This is a genomic window from Winogradskyella bathintestinalis (assembly GCF_030407435.1).
Taxonomy (GTDB): domain Bacteria; phylum Bacteroidota; class Bacteroidia; order Flavobacteriales; family Flavobacteriaceae; genus Winogradskyella; species Winogradskyella bathintestinalis.
Genome location: NZ_JASDDK010000003.1, coordinates 60,774 through 81,964 on the forward strand (window position 1 = coordinate 60,774; position 21,191 = coordinate 81,964).

At 35.0% G+C, this 21,191-nt stretch carries 21 protein-coding genes; 13 read left to right on the plus strand and 8 right to left on the minus strand.

Features of this window, described 5'->3' with window-relative positions:
- The first annotated feature begins 11 nt into the window (after window positions 1–11).
- On the plus strand, window positions 12–1,034 hold the full coding sequence (locus QMA06_RS09820) for a FecCD family ABC transporter permease (RefSeq protein WP_290206676.1): 1,023 nt from the start codon (window positions 12–14) through the stop codon (window positions 1,032–1,034).
- 97 nt (window positions 1,035–1,131) lie between these two features.
- Window positions 1,132–1,926 carry an ABC transporter ATP-binding protein gene (locus QMA06_RS09825; protein ID WP_290206677.1) on the plus strand — a complete coding sequence of 265 codons (795 nt, stop codon included), beginning with the start codon at window positions 1,132–1,134 and terminating at the stop codon, window positions 1,924–1,926.
- Window positions 1,927–2,043: 117 nt separating this feature from the next.
- Here the strand turns inward: QMA06_RS09825 and QMA06_RS09830 are convergent, their stop codons facing one another.
- Window positions 2,044–2,610, minus strand: coding sequence for an adenylosuccinate lyase (locus QMA06_RS09830; RefSeq protein WP_290206678.1), 567 nt, complete (start codon window positions 2,608–2,610; stop codon window positions 2,044–2,046).
- Window positions 2,611–2,660: 50 nt separating this feature from the next.
- Here QMA06_RS09830 and QMA06_RS09835 point away from each other — a divergent pair, with 50 nt between their 5' ends.
- Window positions 2,661–3,134: a heme-binding domain-containing protein gene (locus QMA06_RS09835; protein WP_290206679.1), complete on the plus strand. Its 474-nt coding sequence runs from the start codon at window positions 2,661–2,663 to the stop codon at window positions 3,132–3,134.
- Window positions 3,135–3,230: 96 nt separating this feature from the next.
- Entirely contained in the window at window positions 3,231–4,463 is a 1,233-nt protein-coding gene (locus QMA06_RS09840) for a glycosyltransferase (protein WP_290206680.1), read from the plus strand.
- 48 nt (window positions 4,464–4,511) lie between these two features.
- Here the strand turns inward: QMA06_RS09840 and QMA06_RS09845 are convergent, their stop codons facing one another.
- The 3 genes from QMA06_RS09845 to QMA06_RS09855 form a co-directional block, all read right to left on the minus strand.
- Window positions 4,512–4,970, minus strand: coding sequence for a YciI family protein (locus QMA06_RS09845; RefSeq protein ID WP_290206681.1), 459 nt, complete (start codon window positions 4,968–4,970; stop codon window positions 4,512–4,514).
- Window positions 4,971–5,066: 96 nt separating this feature from the next.
- Window positions 5,067–5,732 (minus strand): RluA family pseudouridine synthase, encoded by a 666-nt coding sequence (locus QMA06_RS09850; RefSeq protein WP_318036599.1) that lies wholly within the window; start codon window positions 5,730–5,732, stop codon window positions 5,067–5,069.
- A 227-nt stretch (window positions 5,733–5,959) separates the two neighbouring features.
- Entirely contained in the window at window positions 5,960–6,634 is a 675-nt protein-coding gene (locus tag QMA06_RS09855; protein WP_290206682.1) for an SIR2 family NAD-dependent protein deacylase, read from the minus strand.
- 111 nt (window positions 6,635–6,745) lie between these two features.
- Here QMA06_RS09855 and QMA06_RS09860 point away from each other — a divergent pair, with 111 nt between their 5' ends.
- Both QMA06_RS09860 and QMA06_RS09865 read left to right on the plus strand, forming a co-directional pair.
- Window positions 6,746–7,579, plus strand: a complete 834-nt coding sequence (locus tag QMA06_RS09860) for a hypothetical protein (RefSeq protein WP_290206683.1) — start codon at window positions 6,746–6,748, stop codon at window positions 7,577–7,579.
- Window positions 7,580–7,642: 63 nt separating this feature from the next.
- A complete protein-coding gene (locus QMA06_RS09865; RefSeq protein WP_290206684.1) occupies window positions 7,643–8,293 on the plus strand; it encodes a TrmH family RNA methyltransferase in 651 nt (216 codons plus the stop codon).
- Between the two features lie 3 nt (window positions 8,294–8,296).
- Here QMA06_RS09865 and QMA06_RS09870 read toward each other — a convergent pair whose 3' ends face one another.
- Complete coding sequence (locus QMA06_RS09870; protein ID WP_290206685.1) at window positions 8,297–9,094, minus strand: carboxypeptidase-like regulatory domain-containing protein; 798 nt, start codon at window positions 9,092–9,094, stop codon at window positions 8,297–8,299.
- Between the two features lie 264 nt (window positions 9,095–9,358).
- On the minus strand, window positions 9,359–11,248 hold the full coding sequence (locus QMA06_RS09875) for a DEAD/DEAH box helicase (protein ID WP_290206686.1): 1,890 nt from the start codon (window positions 11,246–11,248) through the stop codon (window positions 9,359–9,361).
- A gap of 438 nt (window positions 11,249–11,686) precedes the next feature.
- On the opposite strand from QMA06_RS09875, the gene QMA06_RS09880 reads away from it, so the two are divergent.
- Genes QMA06_RS09880 through QMA06_RS09890 form a run of 3 tightly spaced genes read left to right on the plus strand, consistent with a single transcriptional unit; the run spans window position 11,687 to window position 15,036 of the window.
- On the plus strand, window positions 11,687–13,087 hold the full coding sequence (locus QMA06_RS09880) for an alanine/glycine:cation symporter family protein (protein WP_290206687.1): 1,401 nt from the start codon (window positions 11,687–11,689) through the stop codon (window positions 13,085–13,087).
- Window positions 13,065–13,322, plus strand: coding sequence for a DUF4212 domain-containing protein (locus QMA06_RS09885; protein ID WP_290206688.1), 258 nt, complete (start codon window positions 13,065–13,067; stop codon window positions 13,320–13,322). The genes QMA06_RS09880 and QMA06_RS09885 overlap by 23 nt, the downstream gene beginning before the upstream one ends.
- Window positions 13,312–15,036 (plus strand): sodium:solute symporter family protein, encoded by a 1,725-nt coding sequence (locus tag QMA06_RS09890; RefSeq protein WP_290206689.1) that lies wholly within the window; start codon window positions 13,312–13,314, stop codon window positions 15,034–15,036. The genes QMA06_RS09885 and QMA06_RS09890 overlap by 11 nt, the downstream gene beginning before the upstream one ends.
- A 51-nt stretch (window positions 15,037–15,087) precedes the next feature.
- On the opposite strand, the gene QMA06_RS09895 is transcribed toward QMA06_RS09890, so the two are convergent.
- On the minus strand, window positions 15,088–16,002 hold the full coding sequence (locus QMA06_RS09895) for an AraC family transcriptional regulator (RefSeq protein WP_290206690.1): 915 nt from the start codon (window positions 16,000–16,002) through the stop codon (window positions 15,088–15,090).
- Window positions 16,003–16,163: 161 nt separating this feature from the next.
- Here QMA06_RS09895 and QMA06_RS09900 point away from each other — a divergent pair, with 161 nt between their 5' ends.
- The 3 genes from QMA06_RS09900 (at window position 16,164) to acs (ending at window position 20,129) form a co-directional block, all read left to right on the plus strand.
- Window positions 16,164–17,663 carry an aldehyde dehydrogenase family protein gene (locus QMA06_RS09900; RefSeq protein WP_290206691.1) on the plus strand — a complete coding sequence of 500 codons (1,500 nt, stop codon included), beginning with the start codon at window positions 16,164–16,166 and terminating at the stop codon, window positions 17,661–17,663.
- Window positions 17,664–17,829: 166 nt separating this feature from the next.
- Window positions 17,830–18,186 (plus strand): DUF779 domain-containing protein, encoded by a 357-nt coding sequence (locus tag QMA06_RS09905; RefSeq protein WP_290206692.1) that lies wholly within the window; start codon window positions 17,830–17,832, stop codon window positions 18,184–18,186.
- Window positions 18,187–18,221: 35 nt separating this feature from the next.
- A complete protein-coding gene (gene acs, locus QMA06_RS09910; RefSeq protein WP_290206693.1) occupies window positions 18,222–20,129 on the plus strand; it encodes an acetate--CoA ligase in 1,908 nt (635 codons plus the stop codon).
- Between the two features lie 87 nt (window positions 20,130–20,216).
- On the opposite strand, the gene QMA06_RS09915 is transcribed toward acs, so the two are convergent.
- Complete coding sequence (locus QMA06_RS09915; protein WP_290206694.1) at window positions 20,217–20,378, minus strand: hypothetical protein; 162 nt, start codon at window positions 20,376–20,378, stop codon at window positions 20,217–20,219.
- Window positions 20,379–20,511: 133 nt separating this feature from the next.
- Between QMA06_RS09915 and QMA06_RS09920 the strand changes: the two genes are divergently transcribed.
- A complete protein-coding gene (locus QMA06_RS09920) occupies window positions 20,512–21,174 on the plus strand; it encodes an HAD family hydrolase (RefSeq protein WP_290206695.1) in 663 nt (220 codons plus the stop codon).
- Window positions 21,175–21,191: the final 17 nt, after the last annotated feature.

Here is a 21,191-nt window from a genome sequence, read left to right on the forward strand (position 1 = left end):
TAACAGAGGTCATGAAAACCAACCACACATATTCATTCATTATCCTATCAGTCATTTTACTGTTTTGTTTGGTGTTAAATATTAGTTTAGGTTCAGTAAGTATACCTTTTTTTACAATTTTTGAAGGTTTATTTAGCTACACCGAAAATACAACTTATCAACTTATAATTACCAAAATAAGATTACCGAAAGCCATTACTGCGATTATGGTCGGTTCGGGTTTAGGAATTTCAGGGTTGTTAATGCAAACCTTGTTTAGAAACCCTTTAGCTGGTCCTTACGTTTTAGGCATCAGTTCTGGTGCGAGTCTGGGTGTTGCCATAGTAATTTTAGGTTCTGGACTTTTTGGTGGTGCATTGGCATCCGTTTTAATTTCAAAATGGAGCATTGTTATTGCGGCTAGTTTAGGAAGTTTTTTAGTGCTTTTGGCGGTTTTAGCAGTTTCGAGCAAAGTAAGGGATACCATGGCTATTCTCATCATAGGATTAATGTTTGGAAGCATAACCGCGGCCGTAGTCAGTGTGTTGTCTTATTTTAGCTCTGCCGAACAGTTGCAACAATACATCTTTTGGGGATTTGGAAGTCTCAGTAATTTATCTTGGGAAGAATTATTAATTTTCTTCGGACTTTACACTGTAGGATTACTACTGAGTATTGCGTCTGTAAAAGGTCTAAACAGTTTATTGCTTGGAGATAATTACGCTAAAAGTTTGGGTTTAAATTTGAAACAAAGTCGATTCATTATTATTTTAGCCACAAGTTTAATTGCAGGAACTATAACCGCTTTTGCTGGTCCTATTGCATTTATCGGATTGGCGATTCCGCATTTAACACGTCAGATTTTTAAAACCTCGAATCATAAAATATTATTACCAGCCGTATTTTTATTTGGTGCCATCGTCATGTTAATTTGCGATAGTATAGCCCAAGTACCAGGGAGTGATTATACCTTACCAATAAACGCGATTACAGCTTTGGTTGGCGCGCCTGTCGTTATTTGGTTATTGGTGAGACAACGGAAAATGATGTTTTAGGAAGTAGGAAGCATAAAGTTAGAAACGCAGCGTTTTTCTGCAAGGTTTTAAAAATCTTGTAGTAATTTTTAAAACAGTTAAAACAAGAAAGGTTTTAGTGACAGAAAATCAAAAACATATCATTCTAAAAACAGAGCAACTCGCAATAGGTTACAAAACCAAAAAGGTCGAAACCGTGGTGGCTTCAAACATCAATTTTGAATTGAAAAAAGGACAATTGATTGGTTTGGTCGGTGCTAATGGAATTGGGAAATCAACCTTATTGCGAACATTAATTAATGTACAATCTCGGTTATCAGGCGGTATTTTACTTAATGGAAATGCGATAAATTCAATATCAAATTTAGAACTTGCCAAACAATTAAGTATCGTATTAACTGAACCATTAATTTCTAAAAACCTTTCAGTATTTGAATTGGTGGCTTTAGGTAGACATCCTTATACCAACTGGATAGGAAATCTATCTGACGTCGATTTATCTAGCATAAATAAGGCCTTAGAGTTAGTAAATATTATAGATTTAAAAGACAAAAAGTGTTACGAACTTAGTGATGGTCAATTACAAAAAGTAATGATTGCAAGAGCATTGGCACAAGATACTTCGATTATTGTTTTGGATGAACCTACCACACATCTCGATATGTATCACAAAGCCTACATTTTAAAATTGCTTCAAAAATTAACAAAAGACACAGGAAAGACTATTTTATTTTCATCTCACGAAATTGATTTGGCAATTCAATTATGCGATACTATGATTGTAATGCAAAAAAATAAAACGGTTTGTGATTCTCCATGTCAATTAATTTCACAAGGTGTTTTCAATTCACTTTTTCCAAAAGATTTAATTGCTTTTGATTCTGAAACAGGAAGTTTTAGAGTCTCAAAATAGTCTTCAGCTTCATAATTTTAGTAAAAAAAGAATAGTTAGAAGTTGGTCGTTTGGATTGTGTTTAAGGTGCAACTTTAGAACTAATAGATTCCTTCACCTGACTTGTCGATTGTTCCTTCAAGCTTTTTTTATTTTCTTTAAAATATGTCTTGCTCTAGCTTTAAAAGCGGCACTTTGCATTTGGAAGTCGCGCTCTAAAATGATAACCAATTCTGTGTGTACCCAATCAAATTCAGTGCCTAATAAATTTAAGCTCACCATACTATACGCTTTAGGAGCCACTTTTTCGTCATTAATCATCCAATCAAAACACGTTTCTATAAGTCGTTCTTTGTGAGTTGAGGTTAAGCTATCTTTAATTTTAGAATCGTCTTTGCCATAATACGTCTTAGTTATAAGTTCGCATATTTTTGCTACAGGTCTAACGGCTGAGTCTAAATGCACTTTAGACATGTGCTTAGTAAATACATCTAAAAATGGAATAATAGTTTCAATATTCTTGCTACACATAAACTCAAAAACCCAAGCTGCTCTGCAAGATTTTTCATTATCCACACCAAAAAGAATGTCTAAAAGTGGAGGAATCAATTCTGGGTAATCAATTACAAGATTAGCATACTTCAACCGTTTTTCACGCGAATGATTTACGTAACTTAATTCTTTATAAAGTTCTGCTTTTGTCAATAGAAAATGATTATTTTAGTCCCGAACATTCGCTATAAAATTAATTAAAAATGAAGATTCTCAAAACCATAGGCCTTATACTTTTAATAGTTATTATAATTGCTCAGTTTTTTGGACCTGAAAAAAATAATGGTGATATCTCTTCTGTAGAGGCTTTTTATACGGATACTCAACCACCACAAGAAGTTAAATTAATTTTGCAAAATACTTGTAATGATTGTCATAGCGATCACACGCGCTATCCATGGTACGATAAAATCACACCTGTTAATTATTGGTTGGCAGATCATATAGAGGATGGGAAGAGACATTTCAACATCTCGAAATGGCACGATTATTCTGATAAGAAAAAAGATCATAAACTAGACGAGTTAATTGAAATGGTCGAAGAAAAGGAAATGCCATTACCAAGTTACACATGGACACATGGAGATGCTGACTTGTCTGAAGAGCAAATCAATGCTGTAATTTCTTGGGCAAAAACGGTGCGTTTAAAATATGTGTTTTTAGAGGAACCGCAATAAGAAAATAAATTCCAATTCCGAAAATTATCGGATCTAAATCGAAATTTTTAAGAGTAGACATTTTGAGATTTTGTGTTTAGAATTTTAGAACCTTTCATGAAAAAAGATTTACTTATCATTGGACTGGTTTGGCCAGAGCCTCATGGTTCTGCGGCTGGCAGCAGAATACTACAATTAGTAGAACAATTTCAAAATCAGAATTATACTATTACTTTTTGTTCAGCGGCGAAAATGTCGGATAAATCATTTGATTTAAATTCAATAAATGTTGAAACAAAATCGATTCGTTTAAACGATTCATCCTTTGATTTATTTATAAAAGAACTACAACCAAATGCGGTATTGTTTGACCGGTTTATGACGGAAGAACAATATGGCTGGCGCGTTGCTGAGCAATGCCCTAATGCCATAAGAATTCTAGACACCGAAGATTTTCATGGGTTACGAAAGGCTAGGGAAGTGGCTTTAAAACATAACGAGGAACTTTCAAGAGACCATTTTCAAAACGATATTACTAAACGAGAAATTGCAAGTATTTATCGTTGCGATTTGAGCTTAATTATTTCTGAAGCTGAAATAGAAATTTTATCGGAAGAGTTTAATATTGATTTGTGCTTACTTTATTATTTGCCGTTTTTATTAGAGCCCATTCAAGAAGAGAAAGTTTCGCAGTTACCGACCTTTGAGGCAAGGGAACATTTTATCACTATCGGCAACTTTTTACATGCACCAAATTACGATGCCATTTTGTATTTAAAACAAAAGATATGGCCGTTAATAAGACAGCAATTGCCCAAGACAGAATTACATATTTATGGTGCATACGAATCTCAGAAAATAACGCAACTCCATAATAAACAGAACGGATTTTTAATTAAAGGTTTTGCCAAAGATGCTAACGAAGTGATGCAAAACGCCAAAATCTGTTTGGCTCCCTTGCGATTTGGAGCGGGTCTAAAAGGTAAATTGGTTGATGCGATGCGCAACGGAACGCCTTGTATAATGACGGAAATTGCGGCAGAAGGAATGTTTGGGAATTTAGAAGCGAATGGATTTATAGAAGATAATCTTGAGGCATTTGTCGAACAAGCCGTGTCCATATATACTAGAACTGAAGTTTGGAAACAAAAACAACAAAACGGTTTTCAAATTTTAAATCAACGTTTTAATCGGCTAATTTTTGAAGACGGGTTTACTTCTCAGATAAAATGGCTTTCCGAAAACCTACAAACCCATCGCAAAAATAATTTCATAGGTCAAATATTGAGGCATCAATCAATGCAAAGCACAAAATATATGAGCAAATGGATTGAGGCTAAGAATAGTTAACACTTAGAGCACGTCTGCGATAAATAAATTGATCACATTTTTAAAAACTCAAAATCCAACCTTCCATATTTTATCGGATGCGTCAAGATATTCTGATAAGGCAGCCGAACCGTACCAGAGATAAAGTTCCGGTTTTAAGAATTTTGATTTTATTGCTGGATCAGTTTCAAGTATAAGGTTTGCGTCTTCGAGTGTAGAAACGTCTAAAATAAAAATTCCTCTGTAAGATTTTTCGTTTTTAATAAGTGGTCCAGCCACAATCAGCTTTTTTTCTTCAACCAATCGTTTAATATTGTCCATGTGACCTTTAAAGGCATTATTCTTTAGCTCTTGGTCAGTAGATGCGTTACTTCCCGTTTTAAGCATTACTAAGACGTATGTTTTCATTCCGTAGTCATCTGCGCCTAATTCGGTAGCTAATTCTGCATCATACTTTGGATTGGTTTTTTGAGCAAACGAAATATTCATAAGTAATATGAATGCGAAAATTGTAAAGATTGATTTCATAATTCTATTTTTGTTATGATGTGGTATACGAACTTAATCTTTTAGTTTCATAATGTCAAATCCAAATAAGTATGAAACAGAAATAGTATGATATCCTTATTGGTTTCTAAAAAGCTTACTAAAATTTTGAGGTAATTCACTTTTTAAAAGCATCATTTCCTTTGTAAAAGGATGTACAAATTTTAGAGAATACGCATGTAAATACATCCCTTTTCCGTTTAAAATTAAATCTTTAAAACCATAATCTTTATCGCCTAAAATGGGGTTTCCGAGTTGTGATAAATGAATTCGCAACTGATGCCGGCGTCCTGTTAAAGGTTTTAACTTTACCAAGTTTAGTTTTTCAAACCGTTTTGATAAAACAGTTGTTTCAACTTTAAATTTTGATTGTGACGGTTTATCGTCAACATCCGAAGTTATAATACCTGCATTCACCATTTTACCAATGGTAACGGCAAAATAAGTCTTTTCGATTTCTTTATTTTTAAATTGTCTGTTTAATGCTCTTATGCTACTGCTCGTTTTCCCGACTAATAAAATACCTGTAGTTGCAAAATCGAGACGGTGCACCGGTTGTGGTTTTGTGGCATCGGATAATGTACTTTGTTGTAAATTTTGAACAAGAGCATTAGCAATAGTTTTAAAGTGATTACCGCTGACTAAAATACCGGTAGGTTTATGGATAACGGCTAAATAATCATCTTCAAATAATACTTTAAGGTTTAAGTGAAATCTTTTCTTCGGAATTACATTTTCTGGCAAAGACAGTGTAATAGTTTCCCCACCATTAATAAACGTCGCGGAAGTTGCAACAGCTCCATTAACAGAAATATAATTTTTTTTTAAGGCTTTCTTTAAAGCTGATTTTGTAGGAAAGACTTCAAAAATTCCAACACCATATTCTTGGAGTCGAATAGGAGCAGAGATTTCTGGGACGATATGAGATGCTGTGCGTTTGATTTTACTTTTTTATAATAGTTTAGTAAATCTTATGCTAATATGTTTATTAAATCTTTAAGACCTTCCGTAGCCGATTTAGCTATAACCGTAATTTTTCCGCCACTTTCGATAGCAGGTTTCGGATCTATATAATAAATAGGGATATTCGGTTGCACATAATCAATTAAGCCTGCTGCGGGATAGACTTGCATACTTGTGCCGATGATTACAAGAATATCGGCTGCATCGCAGATTTTAACAGCGGTTTCAATTTCGGGAACAGCTTCACCAAACCACACAATATGTGGACGAAATTGATAACCCTTGTTGCACAGGTCGCCAAGCTTAAGGTCTTCTGACCAATCTTTTATATCAATAGGATTACCAGTACTTCTTATCTTTCGTAATTCGCCATGTAGATGTACAACATCAGAACTACCAGCACGTTCATGCAAGTCATCTACATTTTGTGTAATTATAGTGACTCTATAATCAGTTTCAAGTGCAGCTAAATCCTTATGGGCTTGGTTAGGTTCTACTTCATTTAATTGTTTTCGTCTTTCGTTATAAAAGTTTAAAACCAATTCTGGATTATGAGCAAAACCTTCGGGAGAGGCGACTTCCATGACGTTGTGGCCTTCCCAAAGACCATCCGCGTCTCTAAATGTTTTAATTCCGCTTTCAGCACTCATTCCAGCTCCTGTTAATACGACGATATGTTTCATAATTATTGATTAAGTGTTTTTTTTGAAATGCGTTAAGATCAACTTTAAATCAGCAAAACCAAATTAAGTGATTGTTCTAGATTGCGGCTATAACAAAAAAATCAAAAATTTATGAAAAAGACAATGAAATTAGCTCTAATGTTATTTATTTCTGTAGCACTTACAAATTGTAGTGATGATGATGACGGTGGAGTATTAGATGGACCAACTGGTGAAAGTAAAACCTATACATTAGGTTCTGTGGCGGATCCTAGTATTTCTGGTACAGCTAAATTTATAGAAAATTCGGATAATTCCGTGACTATTGAATTAGATATTAATGGAACTCCAGATGATGGTATGCACCCAGCACATATACATTTTAACAATGCTATAGAAAGTGGTGATATTGCCTTAACTCTTGGAACTGTTGAGGGATCTACAGGTTTTAGTTCTATAACGACCAGTACATTGAATGATGGTACTTCAATTACATATGATGAATTATTGGACTTTGATGGGTATATAAATGTACATTTAAGTGCTGATGAGTTAGGAACTATTGTTGCACAAGGTGACATTGGTGAAAACGAAATAGTAAATATGATGTCGTATCCATTGGCAACAGTAGATGTTGATGGTATCAGCGGAACAGCTAAATTTGAAGAACGTGCAAATGGTGAAACTTTTGCAACACTTTCATTAGATGGTACTCCAGATGGTGGTATGCACCCAGCACATATACACGCCGGAAGCGTGGCCGATGCGCCAGGTGACATTATTTTTACTTTTGAACCTGTAAACGGAACAACGGGAATGAGTATTACAGATGTAACGATGCTCGATGATGAAACTCCATTTAATTACGACGATGTATTAACCGTAGATGGTTATATAAATGTCCATTTAAGTGCCGATGACTTAGATACACTTGTAGCACAAGGTAATACAGGATCAAATTTTTAGAAATTTGTATAGTTAAAAAGAAACCTGATGAGTTAATTCATCAGGTTTTTTTATTTTTAGCCCATGGCAAACCTAAAACTTCTAGAGTACTTAGAAACTTTCTTAACCGAAAATAGAACAGAACGCTTCAAACAAGTACTTAAGCAACGCACCAAATATTTTACCGTAGCCACGGAAGATGTATATCAATTACACAATACGAGTGCAGTAATGCGAACCTGTGATGTTTTTGGTATTCAAGAATTAAATATTATTGAAGAAGATAACTCTAAAGATATAGATAGAGAAATAGCTATGGGCGCACAGAAGTGGGTAGATTTAAATCGTTTTGATTCGGTTAAAGATTGTATTTCTGATTTAAAAATAAATGGCTATCAGATTGTAGCTACCACGCCCCATGCTAATGATTGTGAATTAATCGATTTTGATATCACTAAAAAGTCCTGTTTTTTCTTTGGAAGAGAAACAGAAGGCTTATCACAACAAGTAATTGATGAAGCTGATTGTTTTTTAAAAATTCCGATGGTGGGTTTTACCGAAAGTCTTAATATCTCTGTTTCTGCTGCTATAATTCTTCAACATGTTACAGCACAATTAAGAAAGTCGGATATCAAATGGCAACTAACGGAAGAGGAAATTATGGAAAAACGTTTTGACTGGATTGGAAAGACCCTTAAGGATTATGATGCCATTGTAGAACGATTTAACGTTTAATTTTTAATCTTTCTTTTTATTACGATCCTTACTGCGATTAATAACTTTATACTCTTCATAGCATTCGCTAATAGCATCTAATATCTGAAGATCATTGGCTGTATTTATAAAATCTTTAGAATAGTTACATTGGTTAACAATTTCATCTAAATCGTACTTAGTAACCTGAAGTAAAACGAGTAACATTTCTCGATCGAAACGCTTAGCTAGTTGATTTCTAATCTCATCATCCTCTTTCATCTTTTTTAACTTATGCATCTCATTCGGTTTTCTACCAAACATATTGTATAAGAAATCTGCAGGGTTAAAAATAGCACCTAAAACTTTAGTGGCAATGTTAGGTTTTCCAGCTTCGTAGCCTTGACCGTATAAACCAGAAATGCGGTAGCGATTGTTTGAAGTTATAGGAATTTGCTCCATATCTACTTCTAAATAACCCGTTAATTTTAATTGTTTAACGGTCACCTCTTCAAGTGCCAAGGCCAATTCGGTCATTTGAATTTCAGTTGCTCCAAATTTTAACCAGTCATTAGTAACTCTAACTCTAATAGATTTATAACCTAAATATGATAAGTGTAGTGTATCGTTGACGTTCGCTCTTATTTCAAACTCACCATCCGTGTTGGTCGCCGTACCAACAACTAAATTGATGTTTACAATATTGGCTTCACTAAGCGGTAGTTCCGATGAAGCACTAACAAGCGTTCCTTTTACTGTGGTAGGTGTTTTGGTCGTTGTACTGTCTTGACTATAGCTGTAAACCGTAGTTAAACATAGCAGAATAAATAATAATTGGCGCATGTAATAGTGTTACGTGGTAAAGGTAACAAACAAAACGGATTTAACATATTACCCGTTTATTTTTGACTAAATATTAACTTTTTTACTCAGACTTCTATTTTCAATATAATCTAAGTTGATCCGAGTACTTTCCGATTATAGATTTAAGTCTTCCCAAATGCCAAACTAACAAAGTGTCTTTGGTTTATTTGGTTAGCAAAAAAAAATTCCAACCCTAAAGTAGTCCTTCAGTATTGGAATTTATTATTTTAAATTGAAATTTACTTACCGTCGGGAGCGCCTAGGTCGGTCCGATGATCCACTAGATTCCGATCGTCTGTCTCCTTTAGAGTCATTGAATTTTCTTTCTTGGTTATCATTTCTATTATCATTAGAACGTCTACTGCGTCTGTCGCTTCGGTTACCCGAACCTCCGTCAGAACGTCTGCTACTAGAGCGTCTATCTCCTCTAGGTTTATCGTCGCGTCTGCGACCACCGCCGCCAGAACGTCTATCGTTACCTCCACGGCCTCTTCCGCCACTTCTGCCACCACGACTTCTGCCTTTGTCTTCGCTGACTTCAACGTTAACAAATCTCCCTTCATGTTTAAAATCTGTGAAGAAGGCTAATACTTTTTCTTGTAAGCCTTTTTCTGTATTAAAGAATGAAAAGCTTTCTTTTACATCCACCTTAAAAACGTCATCTCGACCTAATTCCAATTGTTCTTTTAAGAAATCTTTCAACTTCATCCAATCGAAACCATCTTTGCTACCAACATTTATAAAATATCTAGAATCGTTGGATTGCTTATTATAGTCACGACCTCCATCTCTATCACTACCACGAGAATCTACTACGCTTAAATCTTTCGATTTTTGATAATAATTAAAGAAGCGATTAAATTCTACAGAAAAGAATTTTTTTATTAACTCCTCTTTTTCCGTATCTGCGAATAATTCATTGATATTTTCAAGATGCTTATCAATTTCATGATCGGTTTCAGTCTTATGAATTTTGTTAGCTAAAGACATTAATTGTACTTCAACAATAGACTCAGACGACGGAATTTCTTTTTTGTCGAACTGCTTCTTTATAATGCGTTCAATACTTTTAATTTTTCTAACTTCACTTTTAGAGACAATAACCATAGAAACCCCTGTTTTACCAGCACGTCCTGTACGACCAGATCGGTGTGTATAAGTTTCAATTTCATCTGGCAATTGGTAATTGATAACATGCGTAATATCATCGACATCAATACCACGAGCAGCAACGTCGGTTGCTACCAGCATTTGTATTTGTTGATTTCTAAACGATTTCATTACTAAATCACGTTGATTCTGACTTAAATCCCCATGTAAAGCTCCAGCAGAATAACCATCTTCAACCAATTTTTCTGCTACTTTTTGTGTATCACGTTTTGTACGACAGAAGATAACGGAAAATATATCTGGATTTGCGTCAGCCAAACGTTTTAAAGCTTGATAACGGTCTCTTGCGTTCACTAAATAATATTCGTGAGAAACATTGCTCGTACTTTCATTTTTATTTCCTACTGTAATTTCAATAGGGTCAAACATGAATTTTTTTGCAATGTTCGAAACTTCTTTTGGCATCGTCGCAGAAAACAACCAAGTGCTTTTGTCTTCTGGTGTGTGAGATAATATGTCTGTAATATCTTCATAGAATCCCATGTTCAACATCTCATCTGCCTCATCTAGAACACTGTATTGTATTTTTGAAATATCAACCATATTACGGCTAATCATATCTTTCATACGTCCTGGAGTTGCGACAATAATTTGTGCACCACGCTTTACTTGTCTAGCTTGGTCAGAAATACTGGCTCCACCATATATAGCGGTTACATTTAAGCCTTTGTAATATTTACCATAATGCTTAAGTTCGTTGGTGATTTGTAAACATAGTTCGCGCGTAGGTGATAAGATAAGACCTTGGGTAGTTCTACTATCAATATCGATTTGTTGCAACATCGGAAATCCGAAAGCTGCCGTTTTTCCCGTACCAGTTTGCGCTAAAGCCACTAAGTCTTTATCTTTTTCTAGTAAAATAGGAATTGCTTTTGCTTGTACTTCACTTGGTTCTGTAAAACCTAAATCTGAAATAGCTTTAAGAAGGTCTTCATTAAGACCTAGTTCTTGGAATGTGCTCATTCTTGAGTTTTATGTATTCGATTATATGCTTTTGGTGTTACAAAAGAAGCGAATCGACATACTAAACACTTAAACTTCTAGGTAACACATCCTCACCCTGAGGAATAATATGAAACTCTAATTTAACTCATTCTTTTTGTTGAGTTAAAAACTTATTAAATTAATCTTGCATTCAAAAAGGTATACAAGGTTTTATTTCTGAGTTTCAGCGTGCAAAGGTACGGTTTTTAATTATATAAATCGATTTAAATTTATTTGTCTTACAAAGCGGCCTCAAATCAATAATTTAATCGTTATTAAAATTATGATTATATGAGTAGCAGTGGAATGTTGAAGGACATATTTTGTGTAGGCAAGACGTATGAATTGAAATGTCAATAAGAAATTATTTACAAACATTTCACGATAAATTCAATCCATTTACTACATTTATAATCTATGGAATTCTTAAATCAACTACTCAAGGATTTTTCATCCTTTGCTTGGGGCTTGCCTTTGCTTATTATATTAATTGGTGGAGGCTTATATTTATTAATACGCTCCCACTTTTTACCGTTTAGATATCTGGGGCATGCTGTAAATGTGCTTCGAGGAAAATATGACGATCCTGATGATCCTGGTGAGATTTCACATTTTCAAGCCTTGACGACTGCCTTGTCTGCAACAGTTGGTATGGGCAATATTGCTGGCGTTGCTGTGGCAATATCCGTTGGTGGTCCTGGAGCTGTTTTTTGGATGTGGATTAGTGCTGTGGTGGGAATGTCCACCAAATTTTTTACGTCTACCTTGGCTATTATGTTTAGAGGAAAAGATTCTGCAGGCGCAATTCAAGGTGGTCCAATGTATTTTATTGTTGAAGGTTTAGGAAAATCCTGGAAACCTTTAGCTATATTTTTCAGTTTTTGCGGGCTTATTGGAGCACTACCAGTTTTTAATGTCAATCAGCTTACACAAGCGTTAAATGATATTTTGTTAATTCCGAATGGTGTAGAGGTGGGCTTACAATCCAATTTAATTATTGGTGCAATTTTAGTAAGTATTACGGCATTAGTGATTTTAGGTGGAATTAAAAGAATTGGTTCTGTTGCTTCGCGTTTAGTGCCCAGTATGGTTGCATTGTATTTTATCTTGGTTATAATTATTCTTGTGGTGCATAGTGATGTGTTGTTGTATTATTTCAAATTAATTTTTACAGATGCTTTTGCAGCTAACTATTACCCAAAAGATGATACGTTTTTAGGTGGGGTTTTAGGGGCGTTAATTCTTCATGGAATAAAACGTGGTGCGTTTTCTAATGAAGCTGGTATAGGTACAGCGCCTATGGCACATGGAGCCGCTAAAACTGATGAGCCTATTCGAGAAGGTTTGGTAGCTATGCTCGGCCCTGCTATTGATACACTTATTGTTTGTACACTGACCGCCTTGGCTATTTTAGTAACTGGAGTTTGGGAAACGACCTCCGATAATGGGGTTAGCCTAACGGCTTCAGCTTTTGCCAATGTGATGCCATTCTATGGTAAATATTTATTACTGCTTTGTATTGCTGTTTTTAGTATGAGTTCGTTGTTTTCTTATTCCTATTACGGTACAAAATGTATGTCATTTCTGTTTGGTGACGATAAAAAACATTACTACAATTATTTTTACATCTTAAGCATTCTCATTGGTGCAACTACTAGTTTAAGCATGATGATTAATCTTATAGATGGAGTATTCGCATTAATGGCCATTCCCACAATGACAGCTACGATTCTATTAGCACCGAAAGTCATAAAAGAATTGAAAAGTTATATTAACCGTTTAAAGCAAACTGAGCATGAAACCAAAAGAAGATCCTAGAGGGTACTGGCGAGCCAATATTAAATATGTATTAATATTATTGTCGATATGGTTTGCGGTATCTTATGGTGCAGGTATTTTATTTAAAGATGCATTAAATACTATTAAACTAGGTGGTTTTAAATTGGGCTTTTGGTTTGCACAACAGGGTTCTATGTATGTATTTGTTGTGCTGATTTTTGTATATGTAAAGTTGATGAACAATCTCGATAAAAAACATGGCTATGATGAATAATATACGTCTTATAGCAGATCTAGATGTTCAAACGTGGACTTACATTTTAGTCGGCATCACCTTCACGCTCTACATAGGAATTGCTATTTGGTCTAGAGCTGGCTCTACAAAAGAATTTTATGTCGCAGGCGGAGGTGTGTCGCCATTGGCAAACGGTATGGCAACTGCAGCTGATTGGATGAGTGCAGCATCGTTTATTTCAATGGCTGGTATTATATCATTTGCTGGTTATGATGGAGCGGTTTATCTTATGGGTTGGACTGGTGGTTATGTACTTCTGGCATTGCTCTTAGCTCCCTATTTGCGAAAATTTGGCAAATTTACCGTTCCAGATTTTATTGGTGATCGCTATTATTCCAATACCGCGCGTTTGGTTGGGGTTATTTGTGCGCTTATAGTATCGTTTACTTATGTCGCAGGACAAATGCGAGGAGTAGGATTAGTGTTTTCACGCTTTTTAGAAGTTGATATTAATACAGGTGTGATTATAGGTATGATCATTGTATTATTTTATGCTGTCTTAGGAGGTATGAAAGGTATCACCTACACGCAAGTGGCTCAATACTGCGTACTTATATTTGCCTTTATGGTACCGGCGATTTTTATATCCATACAAATGACTGGTAATCCGATTCCACAACTTGGTTTTGGAAGTACGTTATCTGATGGCTCGGGGACTTATTTGTTGGATAAATTAGATGGTTTAAGCACTGATCTTGGTTTTAGCGAATATACCGAAGGTTCAAAATCAACAATAGATATTTTTGCGATTACGTTGGCACTGATGGTTGGAACGGCAGGATTACCACATGTAATCGTAAGATTCTTTACTGTAAAACGTGTAAAAGACGCCAGAAAATCTGCAGGTTTAGCCTTATTGCTCATCGTGATTTTATATTCCACAGCACCAGCAGTTTCTGTCTTTGCAAGAACTAATATGATTGAAACCGTTTCCAATCAACCTTATGCAGATATGCCAGAATGGTTCAAAAAATGGGAAACGACGGGATTAATTACGTTTACGGATAAAAACAAAGACGGTATCATTCAGTACGTAGCAGATGCTTCAAAAAACGAATTGGTGGTAGATAATGATATTATGGTTTTGGCAAACCCAGAAATTGCCCAATTGCCCAATTGGGTTATTGCTTTGGTGGCAGCAGGAGCATTGGCCGCAGCGCTATCTACAGCTGCGGGTTTGCTATTGGTCATTTCGTCGTCAGTATCTCACGATTTAATTAAAAAAATAATCAATCCTAATATTTCTGAAAAGGGCGAGTTAATTGCGGCGCGTTTGTCTGCTGTTATAGCAGTTTGTGTTGCTGGTTATTTCGGAATCAATCCTCCAGGTTTTGTAGCAGCGACTGTGGCTCTTGCATTTGGGTTGGCAGCAGCGTCATTTTTTCCTGCTATAATTTTAGGCATTTTTTATAAAAAGATGAATAAAGAAGGTGCCATTGCTGGTATGATTGTAGGTATAATGAGTATGTTGTTTTATATGACCAAATTTAAGTTTGGTTGGTTTGGTAGTGGAGAAAAAGCGGACTGGTGGTTTGGAATTTCGCCAGAAGGGTTTGGAACTATTGCGATGTTATTTAATTTTATCGTATCCATAACCATTATGAAATTTACAAAAGCACCACCTCATAATGTACAAGAATTAGTAGAAAATATTAGAATTCCTAGTGGAGCAGAAGAAGCAGTTGAACATTAATTTAATTTATAGGAATAAATTTCCCCTATCTAAACAGCTCAAAAATTGTCTTTATTTATTTATCGAAGCTTTAAACTGCTGTGGAGTCATCATCTCTGTTTTTTTGAATTGTCTATTGAAGTAACTTGTATTATTGAATCCAGATTGAAATGCAATTTCAGACATCCTCAAATGTTTCGATGCTTTAATTAACTTTTTTGAAAACTTAATTTTTTCGGAATTAATATAATCAATAGGAGAAATACCTAAGGTGTTCTTAAATTGCTTATGAAAGTGAGATGTGCTCATGTACGCTTTCTTGGCTAATTGGTCTACGGAGATGTCTTTATTAGTTAAATTGTCTTTAATATATTTAATAACCGTTCCAATTCTCGTATCATTAAAAATATGCGTGTCATTTATAATTAAGGACTTAGCTTTAGTTTGAAGCAATCTTACAATCAATTCTTGTATCATTAAATCTACTAGAACATCTTTAGATTTGTTGCCATTTGTAAACGTGTAGGTCAAGCGTTCTATTAAATGACTAACATCCACATTGTTTATTAAATGCGAAGCGGATTCGTCTAAACTCCAGGAATTGTTCTCATTTTCAATAGCGACATTATAATTGAATTTTTCAACGACTTCTTCAATCTTATAGGCATCAATACCTAAAGCCAAACACTGTGTCGGTTTATTTTTTGTAGCCAATGGAAAATCAATTACCATTTCTTTATTTGTTGGCATTACCACAGATTCACCAGGGAAAAAATCGAACGCATCAAAACCGTCCAAATGCATTACTTTTTTTCCTGTTAACATGCTTGCAATAATAGGAAAATTGAATGTTAAGGATACTTTTTCGGCAATGGCATGGGTTTCATATATATTGAGCTCTGCATATTCTGCATTGTATGTTGTCCTATTTTCCACTAATGTAGATAATTTTCGTAGACTCTTATGTCGCGTTAATAGGTTGCTCATCATCAATATTACAAAAAATATATCTTAAAATTTGTTAATAAGAGATATGTTCAAGAATATAATCAATTTGTTCTATTTGTTTGCAATTTGATAAAATAACTTTATAAAAAATAAATTATCAGTAAAATTTATAATAAAAAATTAAACAAACAACAATTGTAATGAGTTATTCTAAACCACAATTCAAAGAAAAATATGCCAACTTCATAAACGGAAAATTTGTACCTCCAATAGGTGGTGAATATTTTGAAAACACATCTCCGGTCGATGGAAGTTTAATAGCAAAATACCCGAGATCTCAAAAAGAAGATGTAGAAAATGCTGTTGATGCAGCAAATGCGGCAAAAGAAGCATGGGGCAATACTTCAGCCGCGGAGCGTGCTGCACTACTATATAAAGTGGCAGATATTATTGAAGAGAATTTAGAAGAATTTGCTGTTGTAGAAACCTGTGATAATGGAAAACCGATTCGTGAAACATTAAATGCCGACATCCCTTTGGCGGTAGATCATTGGCGTTATTTTGCTGCTTGTATAAGAGCGGAAGAAGGCAGTGCTACAGAATTAGACGAGAATACCTTGTCCATGAATATTAAAGAACCATTAGGTGTTATTGGACAAATTATCCCTTGGAATTTTCCGTTATTAATGTTATCATGGAAATTACCGCCAGCATTAGCCACAGGTAATTGTGTGGTTTTAAAACCGGCCGAACAAACCCCATCTTCAGCCACCTTATTAATGGAAAAAATTGCGGATGTATTTCCTCCTGGCGTGCTGAATGTGATTCACGGATTTGGACCTGAAGCAGGAAAACCGTTAGCCTCAAGTTCTAAAATAGATAAAGTGGCTTTTACCGGAGAAACAACTACAGGACAATTAATTATGCAATATGCGTCCAAAAACTTAAATCCAGTAACTATGGAGTTAGGTGGGAAATCGCCTAACGTATTCTTTAATAGTGTAATGGACGAGGACGATGCCTATTTAGATAAAGCTATTGAAGGAGCAGTTTTATTCGCATTCAATCAAGGCGAAGTTTGTACTTGCCCTTCAAGAATTTTAGTGCAAGAGGATATTTATGAAAAATTTATGGAACGTGTGGTCGCTAGAACAGAAGCCATCGTACAGAAAAGCCCTTATGATATTGAAACAATGGTAGGAGCGCAAGCGTCTAATGATCAGTATGAAAAAATTCAATCTTATTTTAAAATAGGAAAAGATGAGGGTGCAAAGGTGTTAACCGGAGGAGACGCTAACAAATTGGATGGAGATTTAGCAAACGGCTTTTATATAAAACCTACCATACTAGAAGGGCATAATAAAATGCGCGTATTTCAAGAAGAGATTTTTGGACCAGTTGTTTGTGTCACTAAATTTAAGGATGAAGCGGAAGCTATAGAAATTGCTAACGATACCATGTATGGGCTTGGGGCAGGAGTATGGACGCGGGATGCACATCAATTATATCAAATACCAAGGGCTATAAAAGCGGGTCGTGTTTGGGTGAATTGCTATCATGCTTATCCGGCGCATGCTCCGTTTGGAGGTTATAAAAAATCTGGTTTTGGTAGAGAAAACCATCTTATGATGATGAGTCATTATAGACAAACAAAAAACATGTTAATTTCTTATGATAAAAATAAATTAGGCTTTTTTTAGAATTGATTAGTAGCAATTTGAAGCTGTCTAGAATCTAATTATTAGCTCTTTAGGCAGTTTCTTTTTTTAGATCTTCATTTTATGAAACTTGTATATTCAAATTTTAGCCATTTGCAGAACAATTATTAGTCAATAACAGACCATATAGAAAAAATAAATAAGATACATGAAACGCGTAGAAATTACAGAGAAAGCGGCAGAAATTGTAAAGCAACTGAAAGCAAAACATGGTGAATTAATTTTTCATCAAAGTGGTGGCTGTTGTGATGGTTCTGCTCCGATGATATTTGAAAAAGATGATATGTACCTCGATGAAAGTGATAATTTGTTAGGAGAAGTTGAAGGTGTTAAATTTTATATGAATCAAGATCAATTTGAATATTGGAAGCATACACACTTAACAGTGGATATTACTGTAGGTCGAGGAGCGAGTTTTTCTTTGGAAATTCCTTTAGGACTTCGTTTTTTAATTCATTCTAGATTATTAACTGAAGAAGAAGCTTCATTTTTTAATTCAAAATAACTACCTTTTTAAGCTCAAAAAATAACATCTACGAAATGAGTAATTACCACATCAAACAGTTTGAAGAATATTTTCAAGTTTATAGAAAATCAGTACGAAATCCAGAACAGTTTTGGGAAGAAATAGCCGAAGAACATTTTGTATGGAAAAAGAAATGGTCTAACGTATTAAGCTATGATTTTAAGAAAGCTGAATTCAAATGGTTCGAAGGTGCCAAACTTAATATCACCGAAAATTGCATAGATAGACATTTACATACCAGAGGAAATAAAACAGCACTTTTATTTGAGCCAAATAATCCTAATGAGTCGGCAGAGCATATTTCGTACAAACAATTGCACGAGCGGGTTTGCAAATTTGCTAATGTCTTAAAAGATAAAGGCATTAAAAAGGGAGATGTAGTTTGTATTTATTTACCTATGATTCCAGAATTGGCTATTTCAGTTTTGGCTTGTGCTCGTATTGGTGCGATTCATTCTGTGGTGTTTGCTGGATTTTCTTCAACAGCTGTTTCCTCTCGAATCAACGACTGTAATGCCAAGATAATCATTACCTCAGACGGTTCATATCGCGGTTCAAAGACAATTGATTTAAAAGGCATCGTCGATGAAGCGTTAGAACATACTCCAGGGATTGAATCTGTTTTGGTCGCTAAACGTATTGATTCAGAAATTAACATGAAAGAAGGTCGAGATCATTGGTTAACACCGCTTTTAGAAGAAGCGTATTCCGATTGTGTTGCAGAAGTTATGGATGCTGAAGATCCATTATTTATTTTATATACCTCTGGTTCTACGGGGAAACCAAAAGGAATGGTTCATACCGTGGGAGGCTATATGGTATACACGGCTTATACGTTTAAAAACGTCTTTCAATATCGTGAAGATGATATATATTGGTGTACGGCAGATATTGGTTGGATTACAGGTCATAGCTACATTGTTTATGGGCCTTTGGTAAATGGAGCCACTTCGGTAATGTTTGAAGGTGTGCCGAGTTATCCGGATTATGGACGTTTCTGGGACATTGTAGAAAAAAATAAAATTACACAGTTTTACACCGCTCCAACGGCGATTAGAGCCTTGGCAAAACAAGGTGCTGAATTTGTTGAAAAATATGATTTATCCTCATTAAAAGTTTTAGGCTCTGTAGGAGAGCCAATAAATGAAGAAGCTTGGCATTGGTACGATGAAAACGTCGGTAAGAAGAAAAGCCCTATTGTAGATACGTGGTGGCAAACCGAAACAGGCGGTATTATGATTACACCTATTCCGTTTTCTACACCGACGAAACCAACGTATGCAACTTTGCCATTTATTGGAGTGCAACCGGCCTTAATGGACGAAAACTCACAGGAATTAAAAGGCAATCAAGTAGAAGGCCGATTATGTATAAAATTCCCTTGGCCAGGTATGGCGAGAACTATTTGGGGAAATCATCAACGTTATATTGATACCTATTTTTCGGCTTACGATAATATGTATTTTACAGGAGATGGAGCATTGCGAGACGAAGTAGGTTATTACAGAATTACGGGTCGAGTAGATGATGTCATTATTGTATCTGGACATAATTTAGGAACTGCACCTATTGAAGATGTTATTAATGAGCATCCTGCAATTTCAGAATCTGCCATTGTAGGGTTCCCGCACGAGGTTAAAGGCAACGCTTTGTATGGTTATGTAACGTTAAAAGATGTAGGTGAAAGTAGAAACCACGATAATCTTAGAAAGGAAATTAATCAACTCATTACAGATCGTATTGGTCCGATTGCCAAGCTCGATAAAATTCAATTTACAGAAGGTCTGCCAAAAACAAGATCTGGTAAAATAATGCGTCGTATTTTACGGAAAATTGCGGCAAATGAAACCGATCAATTGGGAGATACAAGTACACTTTTAAATCCTGAAGTAGTTCAAGATATCATGGATAATGTGTTGTAAGAAGTAAATATCCAAGTAAAGAAAAATACAAATTTCATAATCTTTAGATGCTTAGCGCTAATTGTGATTTCGCCCTGTAGAAATCTATTAATTATCGTTTTTATTTGCCTGTTTGGCTTGGTCTACAATAGCCTTTAGCCTTGCCTTACGCTCAGCATCTTTAGATTTAATCTTATTCTTTTTTTGCGCAATTAGTTTGCTGTGTTTGGCTTTGTTAGCTGTGTTTTTCTCACGTCCTTTTTTTGCCATTTTATAATATTTAATGGTTTTACGATAATAAGCGAGACATTTCAAAACGATATTACCATTATATTAATAATGAGAATTCTCGTTGCAGTCGAAATAACACTTTACTATCTTCGTGGCTAAATTAATATAATTTATGCTAAAAGCTGTTTTATTCGATATGGATGGTGTAATCGTTGACACCGAGCCCTTACATCGAAAAGCCTATTATCAAATGTTTAATGATTTTAATATTGTTGTTGATGACACCCTTTACGAATCGTTTACAGGGCAATCTACAATCAATATTTGTAAGCGTTTAGTGGATCATTTTAACTTGAAAGATGCACCAGAGGCTTTAGTCAACATTAAAAGACAACACTTCAAATATTTATTTGAAAATGATTCTAGTTTGGTTTTAATTGATGGAGTTTTAGAACGAATTAAAGACTATCATGCCAATGGTTTAAAGTTAGTGGTGGCGTCTTCTGCTTCTATGCCAAATATAGAACGGATTTTTAATCGATTTGATTTGAATAAATATTTCATGGGAAAATTTAGCGGGGCAGATTTAGAAAAATCAAAACCACATCCAGAAATATTTATCAAAGCCGCCGCGCATACAGAATATAATAAATCTGAATGTATGGTTATTGAGGATTCTACCAATGGTATTAAAGCTGCACATGCTGCAGGTATTTTTTGCGCTGGTTTTAAAAGCGAACATTCTACAGGTCAGGACTACACATTGGCTAATGTGGTGGTTTCTAATTTCGTACAGTTGGCTTATACAGAGGCCAATCATTTTTTTAAACATTAAACATATCCAAACATGAT